Here is a 16,470-nt window from a genome sequence, read left to right on the forward strand (position 1 = left end):
CACGGCCAAACAATTAGCAGTGAATAAATTGATTGCTGCGCTTCGTGCTACCGTGATAAGGTTCTTCGCAGGCTCAAGATGACAAACGGTTTTCGGCTACTTGATTTCGCCCACCATTTCCTCGGGCTTCATCCACTCGTCGAACTCGGCGGCGGTCACATAGCCGAGCTTGATGGCGGTTTCCTTCAGCGTCGAGCCGTTTTTGTGGGCCGTCTGGGCAATTTCGGCGGCTTTGTAGTAGCCGATGTGCGGGTTGAGGGCCGTCACGAGCATCAGCGACGAATCGACGTGCTTCTTGATATTGGGCAGGATGGCGGTGATGCCCACGGCGCACTTATCGGTGAAGCTCACGCACACGTCGCCGATGAGGCGGGCCGAATGCAGGAAGTTGTAAATCATCACCGGCTTGAACACGTTGAGCTCAAAATGGCCCATCGAGCCGCCTACGGTGATGGCCACGTCGTTGCCCATTACCTGGGCCGCCACCATCGTCATGGCCTCGCACTGGGTGGGGTTCACCTTGCCAGGCATGATGCTGGAGCCGGGCTCGTTATCCGGGATGTCGATTTCGCCGATGCCGGCGCGGGGGCCGGAGCTGAGCATGCGAATGTCGTTGGCGATTTTCATCAGGCTCACGGCCAGGGTTTTGAGGGCACCGTGGGCTTCCACGATGGCATCGTGGGCGGCCAGGGCCTCAAACTTGTTTTCGGCCGTGACGAAGGGCAGGCCGGTGAGGTCGGCAATGTGCTTGGCCACGTTCTCGGAGTAGCCCTTGGGCGTGTTGATGCCCGTGCCCACGGCGGTGCCGCCCAAGGCCAGCTCGCTCAAATGCGCCAGCGTGTTCTTGATGGCGCGCAGGCCGTGGTCGAGTTGCGACACGTAGCCCGAAAACTCCTGGCCCAGCGTGAGCGGCGTGGCATCCATGAAGTGGGTGCGGCCGATTTTGACGATGTGCATGAACTCCTTCGACTTGGCTTTTAGCGCGTCGCGCAGCTTCTCGATGCCTGGAATAGTCAGCTCAGTCAGGATTTTGTAGGCCGCGATGTGCATGGCCGTCGGGAACGTGTCGTTCGAGCTCTGGCTCTTGTTCACGTCGTCGTTGGGGGCCAGGGCCTTTTTTTCGTCGGTGAGCTGGCCGCCGTTCAGCACGTGGCCACGGTAGGCAATCACCTCGTTCACGTTCATGTTGGACTGCGTGCCCGAGCCGGTTTGCCACACCACCAGCGGAAACGAATCGGCGAGCTTGCCGGCCAGGATTTCGTCGGCCACTTTGCCAATCAGCTCAGCTTTCTCGGCCGAGAGGATGCCGGCGTCGCGGTTAGTGAGGGCGGCCGCTTTCTTGAGGTAGGCGAAGGCGGCGATAATTTCCTTGGGCATCCGGTTGATGTCCTGAGCGATGGGAAAATTCTCGATGCTGCGCTGGGTTTGGGCGCCCCAGTAGGCGGTAGCAGGCACCTGAACGGTGCCCATGGTATCCTTTTCGGTGCGGAAAGCCATTTTTTCTTAATGTGAAAATGGGGGAATGTGAAGAAGTGCAGAATTCGGTGTCAACAGTTTGCAAAAGTACACCACACTGGAAACCCACCGCTTACTGCGCCCCGAATGGCTGAAAAGCTGTTGCCAGCGTACACCCACCGGGAAAACGGCAGAGTATTCTCCCCTTTTCACATCTTCTCATTTTCATATTAAGAAAGAATGTCCTCCATCAAACAAGTTATTGAAATCCTGGCCTCGTCCGAGAAGAGCTTCGAAGATGCCCTCCAGCGCGCCGTACAAACCCTGAGCAGCTCGGTGCCCAACATCACCTCCATCTACGTGAAGGACCAGAGCTGCAAGGTGCGCGACAACCGCATTGTGGAATACCGCATCACGGCCAAAGTGAGCTTCGGCACGCCCGTGGAAGAGTTCGACATGACGGACATTGAGCGCACCTTCGACGAAATGCCCCAGCCCGCCGGCAACGGCGCGCCCGACTACAGCCACCTCGACCTGCAAACCGAGCCCGACCTGCCCACCCCCACCGAGCCCGAAAACGGCAGCGCCACCGAGCCCGCCAGCGGCGGCGGCTACAGCGGCTAGCCGGGCTATTGGCTGGCATCCGGAACGCCGTGCAGCAGCGCTGCTGCACGGCGTTCCGGATGCCGGTTCAAATGCCACTCCGGGGCAGCAGCCGGGTAGTTGGCCACCTTGTCCTGCTGCTGCTGGCGGCCAGCAGCGTGGCGGCAGCCGGGAACGGCAGGTGATGCGCAGGGGCTATTGGCAACGGGTAGCCGGCGACTTGGCTAAACGAGTGGTAGCTTGTTGGCTCATTCACTCATCCCCAGTTTTTGCTGAAAATGAAGCTGCCGTTCGCCCTCCGCCCCGCCCTGCTGGCGCTGGCTGCCGCCACGCTGCTGGCCGCCTGCCAGTCGGCCCCCACCACCGATTCGCCCATCGACCCGGCCACGGGCCCCACGCTGACCGGCTACTTCCAAAACCCCGAAACCGGCGTGCAGGACGGCAACGTGCGGATGATTCCGATAACGACGCCCAAGGGCACGTTCAAGGTCTGGACCAAGCAGTTTGGCAACAATCCCAAAATCAAGGTCCTGCTGTTGAACGGCGGGCCGGGGGCTACGCACGAGTATTTCGAGTGCTTCGAAAACTTCCTGCCGAAGGAAGGCATCGAATTCATTTATTACGACCAGCTGGGCTGCGGCAATTCCGACAATCCCAAGGATACGTCCATGTGGAGCCTGCCGCGCTACGTGGAGGAAGTAGAGCAGGTGCGCCAGGCCCTGAAGCTTGACAAGACCAATTTCTACCTGTTGGGCCACTCCTGGGGCGGCATTCTGGCCGCCGAATACGCCTTCAAATACCAGCAAAACATGAAAGGCCTCATCATCTCGAATATGATGATGAGTATCCCGGACTACGGCAAATATGCCGACAACGTGCTGGCCAAGCAGATGAAGCCGGAAGTGCTGGCCGAAATTCGCAAGCTTGAAGCCAAAAAGGACTTCGAAAACCCGCGCTACATGGAGCTGCTGCTGCCCAACTTCTACGTTGAGCACATTTGCCGCATTCCGCTCGACCAATGGCCCGAGCCGGTGAACCGCTCGTTCAGCAAAATGAACCGGTCGCTCTACGTTACCATGCAGGGGCCCAGCGAATTCGGGGTGTCCGGCAAGCTCCTGAACTGGAACCGCGTTCCCGACCTGCCCAAGCTCACCGTACCCGTGCTCAGCATCGGCGGCAAGTACGACACCATGGACCCCGAGCATATGCGCATGATTGCCACCAAGGTGCAAAAGGGCAACTCCCTCATCTGCCCCCAAGGCAGCCATATGAGCATGTACGACGACCAGCAAACTTATTTCACCGGCCTCGTCAAGTTCCTGAAAGCGGCGGATGCCGGCACCGTGCAGCCCGGCGCGGCCCTGTAGCCAGTTGCCCCGGTCCGACGGCCCCAGGCAGTCGGACCGGGGCAACTGCTGCACAGATAATTAGAGCGGTTTTCAGATTCGTGTACACGTAGCGCGAACTTTGCAGTTCGCGTCCCCGCGCCGTCAGCGTAGTTCTAACGGCGCGGGGACGCGAACTACAAAGTTCGCGCTACTGCTTGCTGGCCTCATAAGCTGTACATAAACCCGGAAACCGCTCTAAAACGTGATTGCCAGCTCCATAGGTAGGTCGGCGCGGCGGCCGCCGGCAATGCCCGGCTGCCAGGTTGGGCCCTCGCATACCATGCGCAAGGCCTCATTGTCATAGTCTGCCCGCAGGCTGCCGACCACTTTCAAGTTGCTGATTTTACCATCGGCCCCTACCATAAACCGGAGGCGCACCGTGCCATTGAGTGGTCGCTCGCCCTCCTCGGGCTCGAACGCGGCGGCCTCGCGGTGCAGGTAGCTGCGCAGGGCCGGCGTGCCGCCCACCGGCGCGGGCTGGAAGGTTGGAGTAGCCGGCATGGGCGTGTTAATCACGCTTGCACCGGCGGTATTGCCCGTCAATTGATTGGCGGCCATGGTTTTGGCTTTGGCAGCGAGTGTCCGGCTGGTTCGGGCTGCTTTGGCATTGGCCAGCGTGTCGGCCGAGGTCGTTTCAGCCAGCGTAGAAGCGGTTTCGGCCGTGTAACCGACTGGGGCGGCGGCTACGGATGCGGCGGCTTTGGCTTCTGCTTCCGGGGCCGAAGCTTCGTCGGCCATCATCATGGCGTCGGTACCGGCTGCGTTCATCGCCCGGCTGGCTGGCTGGCCCAGCAGTGCCCGCCGCTGCGAGCGGGATGGCCTAACGGCCGCGTAGTCAGTGGTTTTACTGGTTGGCGGTGGCGGTATGGAGGCTGCCGCTACTTCCGTTGCGGGCGCAGTAGTCGGGGCCGGTGCCATCGGCTCCGGCGTGGGATTCGGGCGGGCAGCCGGGGCGGCCGGGGGCGCAGTGGCTGCCGTTTCGAGGCGGGCCGTGGCTGCGGGCGGAATGGTTTCGTGCTGCTCCCAGGTCCAGATGCCGCCGGCTACTATGCCCAGTACGGCTGCGGTTGCCGCAATGCGGGGCCACGCCCAGCCGCCGGCCACGGGTACCGGCTCCCCGGTTCCGATGCGGGCTTGCAGGCGGGTGCGCAGCTCGGCCACGGCCTGGTCGGTGGTGGCCGGGTCGCTCATCGAAAAGCCCGTCAGCAGGTCGGCGCAGCGCTCGCAGTCCAGCGTGTGGGCCTCCAGGCGGTGCTCCTCGGCGGGGGGTAGGGTGCCGGCCGCGTAGGCGCGCAGCTCCGCCGGGGCCGGGTGGGGGCCGGGGGCGGGCAGGCGGGCAAAGGGCGAATCAGCGGGTGGCATGGAGCGGGTTGTTGGCGTCGGGAGCGGGATACGGGGAGCGGGAAATGGCCGTTTTGGCGGGCGTGGGCGGCGGTTCCAGCTGGCGGCGCAGCATGCGCTTGCCGTTTTGCAAATGGCTGCGCACCAGGTTTAGTTCGAGGCCGGTTTCAGTGGCGATTTCGCGGTAGCTTTTCTTTTCGAGGTAAAATAATTCGAGGCAGCGGCGCTGGGCCGGGGGCAGCTCGGCCAGGGCCGCCTCAATGCTTTGCAGGCGCAGCTCGGCGGTTTCGGCGTCTTCGGCGGCCACCTGCTCATCGGGCAGATGCCGGGCGGCGGCCAATTCCACATCGGCCGCATCGGGGAAGCTGAGCACGAGCGGCCCGGCGCTGGGGCCGGCGCGCTTGCGGGCGCGCAGCTGCATAAGGCAGTGGTTGCGGGCCGTGGTGTGCAGCCAGGCCGGGAAGTTCTCGGGCGCATGGGTGCGCAGAACCTTCACCAGATGCTCGAAAAGCTGCATGGCGGCGTCCTGGGCATCTTCGTCGGGCGGGGCGAGGTAGCGGCGGCACACGGCAAAGGCCTCGGGCAGGTACCGGTCGTAGAGCTGGCCGAGGTCGGCCACGTCGCCGTGCGCGCGGTAGCGGGCCAGCAGCTCCTGGTCGGAGAGTGGCGCGGCGGCGGCGGGTGGCAAGGAGCGGCGGAAGAACATCGGGCCGGGAAGTTACTGGTTTCTGGTTTTCAGAACGTCATGCCGAGCGCAGCCGAGGCATCTCGCGGGTCACCACTAATCAGTCACCCTACAACGATTGGATTACTACTACACGCGAGATGCCTCGGCTGCGCTCGGCATGACGTTCTGAAAACCAGAAATTAATTTTTCAGCCACGTTGTGCAATTTCCCAAACCCAGGCATCGACTGAGCATACTTCACTCCTAACGCCGATGCCATGAGAAACCTGTTGCTGCTGCCGCTCCTCGCCGGGCTGCTGGCCCCGCCCGCCACCGCCCAATCGACAACCCCGCTCAAAGCCACCCACCCGGCCCCGGAAAACACGACCAGAAACTGGGTCGTGTCCGGTGTGGTGACCGACCAGGCCAGCCACGGCCCGCTGCCTGGCGTCACGGTACTCATCAAAGGCACCAGCCTGGGCACCAGCACCGACGCGCAGGGCCGCTACTCCCTGCTGGTGCCGGGCGCGGCGCGGGCCGTGCTGCTGTTCAACTCCATCGGCTACCTGCCCGTGGAGCGGCCCGTAGGCAAGCTGCATACCCTCAACCTGCGCCTGCGGGCCGACAACAAGCAGCTGAGCGAAGTGGTGGTAACGGCCCAGGGCATTGAGCAGAAGCGCCAGAACGTGAGTTACTCCGTTGCAACCGTGGCGCCGGCCACCGTGAACGGACTGGCGGGCAAAGCGTCGGGTGTGATGATTCGGGGAGCAGCCAGCCCGCACAAAGCCAAGCGTGCTGATAGGCTGGGGGCTCCTGCAATGGCCGAATACGAAACGCTGGCCGACAGCAACTACGCCCCGCCCCTGCCCACCCTGCCCGCCCAGGACGAAGCCGGTGCCGGCGATACCTACGCCCACATCACGGAAAACGCGTTTTTCAGCGCCAAAAAAGACCCGTTTAGCACCTTCGCGCTCGACGTGGACAATGCTTCGTACAGCAACGTGCGCCGCTTCCTGAACGAAGGCCAGCTGCCCCCGCGCGATGCCGTGCGGGTGGAGGAAATGCTGAACTACTTCCGCTACGATTACGCCGCGCCGGCCGCCACTTCGCCCGACCCCGTGCGCATCAGCACCGAACTGGCTGCCTGCCCCTGGAACGCCGGCCACCAGCTGGCCCGCATCGGTATTCAGGCCCGCAAAATTGAAACCGCCAAGCTGCCGCCCGCCAACCTGGTTTTCCTCGTCGATGTCTCGGGCTCGATGTTTTCGGAGGATAAGCTGCCGCTGGTGAAAGCCGGCCTGAAGCTGCTGGTAAAGCAGTTGCGGCCCCAGGACCATGTGGCGCTGGTGGCCTACGCCGGCGCGGCCGGCCTGGTGCTGCCCCCCACGCCCGGCAACCAGCCCCAGCTTATTCTCGATGCGCTGGACCGGCTGCAGTCGGGCGGTTCCACGGCTGGCGGCGCGGGCCTGCGGCTGGCCTACTCCACGGCCCGGCAAAACTTTCAGAAAGAAGGCAACAACCGCGTGATTCTGGCTACTGATGGCGACTTCAACGTGGGCGAAAGCTCGGACGCTGCCATGGAGCAATTGATTGTGGACCAGCGCGAAAGCAGCGTATTCCTCACGGTGCTGGGCTGTGGGCGCGGCAACCTGCGCGACAGCCGCATGGAAACCCTGGCCGATAAGGGAAATGGCAACTACGCCTACCTCGACAACCTCGACGAGGCCGGCCGGGTGCTGGTGGCGCAGTTTGGCGGCACGCTCTTCACCGTGGCCAAGGACGTGAAGCTGCAAATCGAATTCAACCCCGCCCGCGTGGCCAGCTACCGCCTCGTGGGCTACGAAAACCGCCTGCTGGCCGCCGAGGATTTCAACAACGACCGCAAGGATGCCGGCGAGCTGGGCGCGGGCCACACCGTCACGGCTCTCTACGAAATAGTGCCCGTGGGCGCTTCGCAACCGCTGATTGACGACCTCAAATACCAGCCCACCACCGCCACCATGCAGCAGTTCCTCACCAACGATGTGCTGACCGTGAAGCTGCGCTACAAAGAGCCGCAGGGCAATACCAGCAAGCTCCTGGCCCAGCCGCTGGCCGGCACCGCGCTGGCCATCGAAAAAGCCTCGCCCGACTTCCGCTTTGCCGCCGCCGTGGCGCAGTTCGGCATGCTGCTGCGCCAGAGCGAGCAGCGCGGCACCGCCACCTGGGCCGCTACCGAGCAGCTGGCCGACGGCGCCCGGGGCCAGGACACCGACGGCTACCGCGCCGAGTTCGTGCGCTTCGTGCGCCTGGCCCAGGGCCTGAGCGGCAGCGGCAGCGTAGGCGTGCGGTAGCAGAACACCGTCTGTCATCCTGAGCGCAGCGAAGGACCTTATCAGGTTAGGAGAGTTTGTTCACAACGTGATAAGGTCCTTCGCTGCGCTCAGGATGACAGACGGTATTTTACAAATCAGAAAGGCCCCTCCGTTGCAACGAAGGGGCCTTTTCAATAACATATCTCGGATAATGACGACTAAATCGGCAACGAAGAATCGAGGGATATAATGGCGGATAATCCGCTTTAGAAGGAGTAGTTGAGGCCGACTTTGGCCACGCGGTTGTAGGCCTGGAAGCGGTTGTTGGCGTCGAGCGAGGTGAGGCCGTAATCGTAGCCGGCGCTCAGGCCGAAGCCGTTATCGAACTGGTAGCCCAGGCCGGCCACGGCGGCGAAATCAACCTTGCGCAACTGGTCCGACACGTCGAAATCCTGCTTGTAGGCCGAGAAGCCCAGCACGCTGGCATCTACCCGGGCCTTGCCGCTGACCAGGAACGAGGCCTGCGGGCCGGCGTAGAGGTAGAAGCCCGGCGTGATGAATACCTTGGCCAGCACCGGCACATCGATGTAGGCGAGGCGGGCCGTGCCGGTCACATTGGCGTTCAGGAAATCGAGGGCCGGGAAGGGCAGCGTGCCCCGGAGCACCACGCCTTTTTCGGCGTAGGTAATGCCGGGCTCAATGGCGAAGCCGGGGCCGATGGGCAGCGTGGCGTACAGGCCGGCGTAGAAGCCGGGGCGCAGCTGCTTGCTGATGGACCCGTCGGGGGCGTAGCCGGCCAGGGTGGTGAAGCTCTGCACGGCATCGCCCTGCAAATCAGCCACGTTCAGGCCGGCCCGGAAGCCGAAGCGCACGCCGGAAGTGGTGGCGCTGGGAGCAGAATACGTGGGCTGCTTGGCGTAGCTGGGAGCGCGGCGCGTGGTGGGCGAGCCCATGGGGCGGGGCGAGGGCGCCGCCTTGGGGTTGCCGTAGGCATCGCGGGCCCCCTGGGCCGAAGCGGTAGAACAGGTGGCCGAAATCAATAGGCAAGCCGCGGCCAGGCCGCCTGAGAGGCGTGAAATTTTCATAACCAGCATTGGTTGAAACGAGTGAAAGAAACCGACCGCTCGGGGCCGGACTACCGGCCCGGCTACTGGGCCGATGCAGGGATACATTGCAAAACCGTGCCAAATCGATTCGCAGAAGCTCCCCGTTCGCGTCCCGGTTTTCGGCGCAGCAGACCAAAGCCGCCAAATCCCGGATTAACGGCCGCACGAAATCGACCAAAACGGACATTCTAAAAAAGCAAAAAGCCGGACCACTCAAGTGAGCGGCCCGGCCTGGGAGCTGAAAAGTGGAAAAAGAAGGGAAAGCTAGTGAATCACCACGCGGCGGCTGGTGGCCGGGCCGTTGGGCGGCGTGAGGCGCAGCAGGTACACCCCGGCGGCCAAGCCGTGCAGGTCGACCAGCTGGCGGAGTGGGCCGGCGGGCGCCGTGAGCAGCTGCCGGCGCAGGGGCCGGCCCAGCACGTCGAGCAGCTCGATGGCGACTTTGCCGGCGGTAGCCAGGTCGGCATCCAGGCTGATGGCGTCGGTGGCGGGATTTGGGTAGGCGGTCCAGGCGGGGGCGTCGTGGCGGGCCAGGGCGGCGGTGGGCTGGGCTACCGTGGTAGTGGCCGTATTGGTGATGACGGGCTCGTTGTAGTCGAACACGATGCTGGCGTGGTTGGGGATGATTTCGCCCACGGTCAGCGTGGTGCGCGGCTGCACCCGGAAGCGCACGAAGCCCTGCGAGCGAATGATGTCCTGGTTGCGGTAGGGCAGGTTGATGTTGAGGAAGCGTACCGTAAGCCGGCCGGTGCCGCTCAGGCTCCAGATGCAGTTGTGCGACTGGGCCACCAGCATCAGGCTGGCCACGTTCAGCTTGCGAAAGTCCAGCGTGTCGGTAATAACCACGGTGAAGGCCGTGTCGGTGCCCATATTCTGGAAGCGGATGGTGTAGTCGAGCGGCAGCTGAGCCGCCACCTGGGCCGGGGTGAGGCGCTGGTAGTTCACGGTGATGTCGTTGGGGTCGAAGGAGCTGGTCACGGCCTGGGTGGCGGCGGCGGTATTGTCGTCGGGCACGAGGTCGGCCGCCAGCGGCGCGCTGGCCGTGCTGCTAAGCTGCGTGCCCAGTGGCGTGTTGGTGGGCAGGCTGAACAGTACGTCGAACTCGCGGCGGGCAAGCGGGGCCAGGTTGGCGTAGGTCCACGTCACGGTCTGGCCCGCACGGCTGCCGTTGGGCGTGCTGCTGATGTAGGCCATGCGGCTATCAAGCGTCATCGTGGCCGTGCCGCTGGCCACGGTGGTGGTGCCCACATTCTCTACCGTGAGGCGGTAGCGGGTGGTGAAGCCCGGCCGCGCCGCGCCGTAGGGCGTGAGGGTGGCGCGGATATCGGCTTGGTTGGCAATGGGAGCCAGTCCAAAATTTTGGCTGGCTATCAGTTGGTTGTTGCCGCTGAAAGCGCCTGCATAACTTCCATTGCTGGGCTGCGTCACCGTGTAGTGCAGCAAAGAGCCCAGGCTCAAGGTGTAAGCGCCCGCAACGGCATAAGCCTGTAGCACGCCATCGGCACCCACGGCAGAATAGCTGGTTGCGCCGCCTTGGGTCAGGATGCCGGTGAGGGGCCGCGGAAACATTTGCTCCGAGGCATCTTGCTGGCCGTTGCCGTTCTGGTCCAGGTAGACCTGCCCACGTAAGGTATTAGCGGATGCATTGATGCGGCAAACCACGATGCCTCGCCCCACCGTCGTCTGCGTTCCCAACTGCAGAACCGGCGGATTGCCTACTGTGCCGGCGCGGTATAGTCGCGTTCCAGGGGCACCTGCTGTATATAGGTTACCCCGCGAATCGATTCCTAGGCCGCGAATCGTGTAAAAGCCAGAAATTGGAGCCGACGTACCGTAGTCAGTCCGCGAATCGGACACCGCCCATTGCTCATCTCCCTGGGGCGAGTAATGCACGATGTTGGAGTACGAACGCAGGGTCAGAGGACCCAGTGTGACCGGGTTATTAATCGGATTTTGAACCACTACCAAGGCGGTCACTCCCTGGCTATTTGCCACCAAGATGAAGCTCCCGTTGTAGAGGCCAGTTGTGCCCTGTTGTTCCCCACGGGCCCACAGCATGGTTCCAGAGGCATTGAATTTGGCCAGGAAATAGCTGGGTCCCAACGCGACGCTACCCACTTGAATCCCGTTGGGGGCATACCCAGTAACGTAGCAGTTGCCCATGGCATCGGCGACGATTGCTCCCGTAGTGGCGCTTCGACTCCAGGCACCCATCACAATGGTCCACAGCGGCGTGCCGGAAGCGTCAAAATTGATGAGCAGCTCATCATTCGTTGCCGCAGATGTGAGCAAGGGCGTGCCTGTGCCGGGCCCTAGTAACAGGGTGGCACCCGCCGAAATAGAGATGCTTAGCAAAAAGCCCCCCCCCGGCTTCGCGCCCAACCTGATGCCGCCGAAATAGAAACCATTGCCCGCGCCTAAATGTAATGTTTGCACCCATTGTGTGGTGCCTCCACTGTTGATTTTGAGAATGTAATGCGAATTGGCGTTTACCGACACCCCGCCTACTGTTACGTTTGTGTATGTAAAGCTCTGCAGGTAGGCATTGCCCGCGTCGGCGGCTACCACGCTGCCGCCGGTATTAATTGGTAATGGTTGGGCCCATTGCAACGCCCCGGAGGCCGAGCATTTGGCGTAGAACGACGAAGAGGTGCTCGACGGGAAAGGTGCACCATCCCAGGTAACCGCGCCAGTCGATGGAAACTGTTCTCCCGTTGTGAAGACACCACCTGCGCCATTATCGGCTGCAATCGAAGTAACAAAGATTCCGTTCAGATTTTTTGCCCAGAGTACGGTGCCAGTCGAGTCATATTTGATGATAATCGCTGACATCGTCCCAGAAGATTTGAAGGTGGTGCTGCCTACTGTCACGCTGTCCTGGTACATTCCATAGACGTAGGTATTGCCGTTCAAGTCGGTGGCGCTTTTAACCGCACCGGAAGTACTCGACGTATCACTTGCGACGCGGGCCACCTTTGCCCAAGCAAACGACTGCGCCCGCGCCGACCCCAGGCCGGCCACGAACAGAAAAAGCACCAACAGGTAGCAATGGCGTAGCATTTTCATTGGCATAAGAGAGAAAAGAAGGAAAAGCCAGAAGCGTAGCCGCGCAGCAGAAAACCATTTCCCGCGCCGGCCGGGCCGCAGGCTATTTCGGTTTCAAAAGCCCAGACCAGCGCCGCCCCGAGAAGGCTGCCGGCCCCATCAGAAGAACTTACAGCCCGAACCGCACTCCGAACATGACCCCCGTGGAAGTAGCCTGCTGGCGCAACCCCGTTTCGGGCTTGTACAGCGAGAGAGCCTGCCAGCGCATACTTGGGGCTACGCTCACGCTCAGGCGGGGCGTGAGGGCGTAGTTCAGGGCCAGCGAGCCGGCCAGGGCCACGTTGAGGGCGCGGAAGGGGCCAGTGCCGGCGGTTATCTTCTCGGTGCGGAAGTTCTCGCCATCATTCGTCACCACCTGCGTGCCGCCCAGGAAAAACTGGAGCTGCGCGCCCACGGCCACATCGGTCCAGAGGCGGCTAGTGCCGGGCGTGGCCAGGCGGTAGCGCAGCAGCACCGGCACCGTGAAGAAGCGGTAGTTGGGCTGCAGCAGCTTAGTGGTGAGGGTTTCTTTTTTGATGATGGTGGGCGTGGTGACGTGGTTGGTGCTGCGGATGGTATCGTGCTGCACGGTGGTGGTGAACACCGTGTCCTGGCGCGGCACATACACCGTATCGTAGCGAATAACCTGGCCGCTGCCGTTGAAGATGGGCGAGAGCTGCGGCACCTGGATAATGCGGATGGAATGCGTCTGGTAGCTCGACGTGAAAACGTTGGTGCTGGTGGTGGTCGTGGTGTTGTAGGCCACCCGCACGTCGGTGGTTTTGTTGGTGATGCGCAGGTCGGCCCCGAAGGCGGTGTAGCCCACGCCACCGCCCACGCTCAGGCGGGGCGTGAGCCGGTACTCGGCCGTGAGGGCGGCGCTGAGGCCGGCACGGCCGGTTTCGTGGTTGCGGCGCAGGGCCGTGAGCGAGTCGTTTTCGGGGCCTTGCAGGGTGAGGGTATTCTGCTCGGGCGCGGCCGCGAGCATGACGCTCCAGCGGTGGGCCAGCGGGCGCGGGCGGGCCGTATCGGGCGCGGCGGCGGCCACGGCGGGGGCGGCCGGTGCCGCGCCGGGCAGGTCGCCGAGGGCCAGCAGCAGGCTGTCGGTGCGGCGCTGGAGGCGGAAGAGCTCGGCCCGCTCATGGCGCAGGTTGTTCAGCAGCGCGGCGCGGCTGTCGGCCGGCAGCGCGCCGGGCGCGAGGGTGCTGAGGCTTGGCAGCTGCTCCAGCGTCTGGCGTTCCAGGGCTGCGAGGGGGCGCAGGGTGGGGGGGAAGGTTTCGGCGGCGGAAGAAGCTGTGGCAGTGCTCTGTGAAGCGCCGGCCAGCACCTGAGCCGCTGCTGTTTCTGTTGAGGCAACAGTAGCACTGCTATCTACAGGTGGCTTTATGGCCAGATTAGCTTGGGTCGATTCAGCAATTTCGGCATTGCGGAAAGCGCTTTTCCGAGCCGAAACAGCTAGTCCTAGGTTCTGGAGCAAGCTTTGCTGGTCTGATTTAGCTATTTCGGCGCTCCGAACAATGTTTTGCTGCCCGGAATCGACCCTTCCGGTGGCCTGGCGCGGGCTTTGCCGCTCAGAAGCTGCCGCTTCCGCGCTCCGGCGTTCCGGCTGCTGGGTATTTGTGGCAATATTGCGCGTTTGATTCGTCGCTACCGAAGCGGCCGGCCCATGCGGCAGCAGCCAGCCGCCCAGCCCAGCTAGGAAGGCGGTTAGAACGAATAGCAGCGGCACCAGCACCGGCCGGCGGCGCGAGCGCAGCCGGGGCGGCGGGGGCAGTCGCTGCTCGATGCCGGCCCACACCGGTGCGCCCGGCGGGAGCTCGAAATCATCGAATTTGCTGCGCAAAGACTCATCGAGGCGGTTTTCTTCCGATTCGGGTATCATAGTCGTAAGTAGTTGGCTTGCCGCTGGTGCAGCAGCGTGAGTTGTTTGCGGGCCTTGCTGAGCTGGGCTTTGGAGGTGCTCTCCTGAATGCCCAGCAGCTCCGCGATTTCGCCGTGCGTGTAGCCGTCCACGGCGTAGAGGTTGAGGACCATGCGGCAGCCGTCGGGTAGCTGTTCCATCAGGGCCAGCACTTCGGCCACGCCCAGGCGGTCGAAGGCGTCGGCATCGGGCGCGAAGGGTTCGGGCACGTCATCCAGCAGCAACTGCTGGCGGCGGTGCTGCCCGCTCTGCCAGTGGTTGAGGGCCGTAGTCACCACAATGCGCCGCACCCAGCCCTCCAGCGAGCCCTCGGCCCGGAACTCGCCCAGATGGGTAAATATCTTCACGAAGGCATCCTGCAACACGTCCTCGGCCTCGGCCACCGAGCGCACGTAGCGGCGCGCCACGCCCAGCATCCGGCCGGCGTAGCGGACGTAGAGCGCCCGCTGCGCCGCTGGTTCGCGGCGGCGGCAGGCAGCAAGAAGTGCGTCCAGTTCGGTAGAAAGGGGCATTACATCGGGAAAGCAGCGCAGCCCGGACGGGTGCTGCCCGGCAGACAAGTTACCGCCCAAAAAGGCTGCTGCGGGGGCGAAGTATTTTTCGGTAGCTGGTAGCTGTAGCGGCGAAGCGGTGCTTCGCCTGTCGTTCGCTCAAAAACAACGATTCCGTTCAACGGGAGGCGGGGCACCGCCCCGCCTCTACATCGTTCAGCTTATTGGGGCTGCTCGCGGTTTAGTAGGCGCAGCAGCACGCCATTAGTCCACCCGAAACCGTCTTGGAGCGGGTATTCGCCGCCGCCGGCGGGGCGGTTCACGTTCTGCACGTCGTATTTCTCCAGCAGCTTGCCGGTTTGGTTATACACGCGGCTGTTGAGGCGCACCCAGCGGTGGGCCACGGTGTCGGCCAGCGCCTGCTGCTTGTAATGCGTCAGGCCTTCGATGGCCAGGTATTGCAGCGGAGCCCAGGCATTGGGGGCGTCCCACTGCTGCCTGGTGGCCGATAGCGTGGTCACGAGGCCGCCGGGTTTGAGGAAGTTGGTTTGCAGGCCGGCCGCTACCCGCCGGGCTTGCTCCGGCGTGGCCAGCCCGTACGCCAATGGGTACGTGCCCGCCAGGCTGCGCACCTGCGAGCGCTGCTTCAGCCGCCAGTTGTAGTCCTGAAACCAGCCGGCTTTGGGGTCCCAGCTCAAGGCCAGCAGGGCCATTTTGCGCTGGGCGGCCTTGGTATCGTACAGGCGGGCCTGGGCGGGCTGGCCCGCCACGCGGGCCGCCTCGGCCAGCACCGTTTCGAGATTATAGAGCAGGCAGTTCAAGTCGACGGGCACCAAATCGGTGGTCTGAATGCTCTCCAGCCCGCCGCCGGGCTTGAACCAGCGGCTGCTGAAATCCCAGCCCGAGGCCGCGCCCGCCCGCATATGGTGGTAGAACTGCGCGGCCGGCTGCTTGCTCTTTTTGGCGGCGGCCACGTCCTCGGCGTACGATTCTTCGCGGGGCTGGTCGCTCTCGTCCCAGTAGCGGTTCAGCAGGGCGCCGGTGGGCAGGCGCACCACGCGGTGGGCGGCGGTGCCGGGCTTCAGGGTTTCGGCCCCGCGCATCCAGTAGCGGTATTCGGCTTCGAGGGCGGGACGATAGCGCAGCAGCTCGGCGTTGCCCAGGTCCTTAGCCAGCAGCTGCACGATGTTTGCGAAGAAGGGCGGCTGCGAGCGGGTGAGGTAGTACGTGCGGTTGCCGTTGGGAATGAAGCCGAACCGGCCGATGAGATAGGCGAAATTATCGGTGATGTCCTTCATTAGCTGGGTTTTGCCGGCCTCGGCCAGCCCCAGCATCGTGAAGTAGGAGTCCCAGTAATACACCTCCCGGAAGCGCCCGCCCGGCACCAGGTAGGGCTTGGGCAGTGGCACCAGCGAGCGGAACTCGGCCAGCGAATCAGTCGCATCGGCGGCCGGGGCGGCGGGGCGGGCCAGCACCGTCCACAGCGTGTCGAGGTGGTGGCGCAGGCCGGCTTTTAAGTCGCTCTGGAAGGGGACGGAGCCGTCAGCTGGCATCGTGAAATGGGCCTCTACAAATGCTTTCAGCTGGAAGCCCGGCTGAGTTTTCTCACGCCGCCAGGCGGCCAGAATGGTGGCCGGCCGCTGCTTCGGCGCGGCATCCACAAAGGTCTTGTTGTCGGGGAAGATGCGGCCCAGCTGTACCGCCTCAAACAGCCCGGGAAACAGCTGCCGGGGCGAAAGCGGCACTGCTGCCGGCTTCAGGGCGATTGCCGGCGGGGCAGCTACCGCTTTGGTAGCCATCGGCGCGGCGGTTTCGGTCTGGGACCAGGCCGGCTGGGTAGCCAGGAGCCCGAGCAGCGAGCAGAATACAGGTTTCAGCATGGGTAGGAATTGAAGAATGCGAGGCTGCCCGGCAGTGCGCCAGCAGGTGCTTCCTAGTGGCTTACGGCTGGTGGTAGCTTTTGGCTTCGTAGCGGCGGCTGCCACTTTCCGGAGCGGCTGGCTACCAGAGCAAACCAGCTACTGTAAGCTACCTGAAATCATTCATTTACATCGGATAACCACCTGATTGCATAATAAACTAAAGAAATAGTTTGTAAACTAAAATATTAGTTATACGTTT

11 protein-coding genes are annotated in these 16,470 nt (G+C 63.3%); 3 read left to right on the forward strand and 8 right to left on the reverse strand.

Annotated features, from left to right (window positions below):
* Positions 1–96 precede the first annotated feature (96 nt).
* Complete coding sequence (fumC, locus tag HBN54_RS03100; RefSeq protein ID WP_168671660.1) at positions 97–1,497, reverse strand: class II fumarate hydratase; 1,401 nt, start codon at positions 1,495–1,497, stop codon at positions 97–99.
* Between the two features lie 198 nt (positions 1,498–1,695).
* Here fumC and HBN54_RS03105 point away from each other — a divergent pair, with 198 nt between their 5' ends.
* Both HBN54_RS03105 and HBN54_RS03110 read left to right on the forward strand, forming a co-directional pair.
* Positions 1,696–2,079, forward strand: coding sequence for a dodecin family protein (locus tag HBN54_RS03105; RefSeq protein WP_168671661.1), 384 nt, complete (start codon positions 1,696–1,698; stop codon positions 2,077–2,079).
* A 257-nt stretch (positions 2,080–2,336) separates the two neighbouring features.
* Positions 2,337–3,425, forward strand: coding sequence for a proline iminopeptidase-family hydrolase (locus tag HBN54_RS03110; protein WP_168671662.1), 1,089 nt, complete (start codon positions 2,337–2,339; stop codon positions 3,423–3,425).
* Between the two features lie 216 nt (positions 3,426–3,641).
* On the opposite strand, the gene HBN54_RS03115 is transcribed toward HBN54_RS03110, so the two are convergent.
* Positions 3,642–4,808, reverse strand: a complete 1,167-nt coding sequence (locus HBN54_RS03115; protein WP_168671663.1) for an energy transducer TonB — start codon at positions 4,806–4,808, stop codon at positions 3,642–3,644.
* Entirely contained in the window at positions 4,795–5,493 is a 699-nt protein-coding gene (locus tag HBN54_RS03120; RefSeq protein ID WP_168671664.1) for an RNA polymerase sigma factor, read from the reverse strand. Before HBN54_RS03120 ends, HBN54_RS03115 begins: the two co-directional genes overlap by 14 nt.
* Before the next feature lie 238 nt (positions 5,494–5,731).
* On the opposite strand from HBN54_RS03120, the gene HBN54_RS03125 reads away from it, so the two are divergent.
* Complete coding sequence (locus HBN54_RS03125) at positions 5,732–7,786, forward strand: vWA domain-containing protein (RefSeq protein WP_168671665.1); 2,055 nt, start codon at positions 5,732–5,734, stop codon at positions 7,784–7,786.
* Positions 7,787–8,013: 227 nt separating this feature from the next.
* Here the strand turns inward: HBN54_RS03125 and HBN54_RS03130 are convergent, their stop codons facing one another.
* From HBN54_RS03130 to treF, 5 genes are all read right to left on the reverse strand, one after another.
* Positions 8,014–8,832, reverse strand: coding sequence for a porin family protein (locus HBN54_RS03130; RefSeq protein WP_235955352.1), 819 nt, complete (start codon positions 8,830–8,832; stop codon positions 8,014–8,016).
* Between the two features lie 285 nt (positions 8,833–9,117).
* On the reverse strand, positions 9,118–11,919 hold the full coding sequence (locus HBN54_RS03135; RefSeq protein ID WP_168671666.1) for a DUF7619 domain-containing protein: 2,802 nt from the start codon (positions 11,917–11,919) through the stop codon (positions 9,118–9,120).
* A 148-nt stretch (positions 11,920–12,067) separates the two neighbouring features.
* On the reverse strand, positions 12,068–13,819 hold the full coding sequence (locus tag HBN54_RS03140) for a hypothetical protein (protein WP_168671667.1): 1,752 nt from the start codon (positions 13,817–13,819) through the stop codon (positions 12,068–12,070).
* Entirely contained in the window at positions 13,816–14,370 is a 555-nt protein-coding gene (locus HBN54_RS03145; RefSeq protein ID WP_168671668.1) for an RNA polymerase sigma factor, read from the reverse strand. The genes HBN54_RS03140 and HBN54_RS03145 overlap by 4 nt, the downstream gene beginning before the upstream one ends.
* Before the next feature lie 200 nt (positions 14,371–14,570).
* Positions 14,571–16,229 (reverse strand): alpha,alpha-trehalase TreF, encoded by a 1,659-nt coding sequence (treF, locus tag HBN54_RS03150; RefSeq protein WP_168671669.1) that lies wholly within the window; start codon positions 16,227–16,229, stop codon positions 14,571–14,573.
* Positions 16,230–16,470: the final 241 nt, after the last annotated feature.

The sequence above is a fragment of the Hymenobacter artigasi genome (assembly GCF_012275535.1).
Lineage (GTDB): Bacteria > Bacteroidota > Bacteroidia > Cytophagales > Hymenobacteraceae > Hymenobacter > Hymenobacter artigasi.

Bases quoted from the DNA above. Each gene is read 5' to 3' on its own strand.
- HBN54_RS03140 (WP_168671667.1), bottom strand. From the start codon at position 13,819: ATGATACCCGAATCGGAAGAAAACCGCCTCGATGAGTCTTTGCGCAGC.
- treF (WP_168671669.1), bottom strand. From the start codon at position 16,229: ATGCTGAAACCTGTATTCTGCTCGCTGCTCGGGCTCCTGGCTACCCAG.
- HBN54_RS03110 (WP_168671662.1), top strand. From the start codon at position 2,337: ATGAAGCTGCCGTTCGCCCTCCGCCCCGCCCTGCTGGCGCTGGCTGCC.
- HBN54_RS03130 (WP_235955352.1), bottom strand. From the start codon at position 8,832: ATGAAAATTTCACGCCTCTCAGGCGGCCTGGCCGCGGCTTGCCTATTG.
- HBN54_RS03105 (WP_168671661.1), top strand. From the start codon at position 1,696: ATGTCCTCCATCAAACAAGTTATTGAAATCCTGGCCTCGTCCGAGAAG.
- HBN54_RS03115 (WP_168671663.1), bottom strand. From the start codon at position 4,808: ATGCCACCCGCTGATTCGCCCTTTGCCCGCCTGCCCGCCCCCGGCCCC.
- HBN54_RS03145 (WP_168671668.1), bottom strand. From the start codon at position 14,370: ATGCCCCTTTCTACCGAACTGGACGCACTTCTTGCTGCCTGCCGCCGC.
- HBN54_RS03135 (WP_168671666.1), bottom strand. From the start codon at position 11,919: ATGAAAATGCTACGCCATTGCTACCTGTTGGTGCTTTTTCTGTTCGTG.
- HBN54_RS03120 (WP_168671664.1), bottom strand. From the start codon at position 5,493: ATGTTCTTCCGCCGCTCCTTGCCACCCGCCGCCGCCGCGCCACTCTCC.
- HBN54_RS03125 (WP_168671665.1), top strand. From the start codon at position 5,732: ATGAGAAACCTGTTGCTGCTGCCGCTCCTCGCCGGGCTGCTGGCCCCG.
- fumC (WP_168671660.1), bottom strand. From the start codon at position 1,497: ATGGCTTTCCGCACCGAAAAGGATACCATGGGCACCGTTCAGGTGCCT.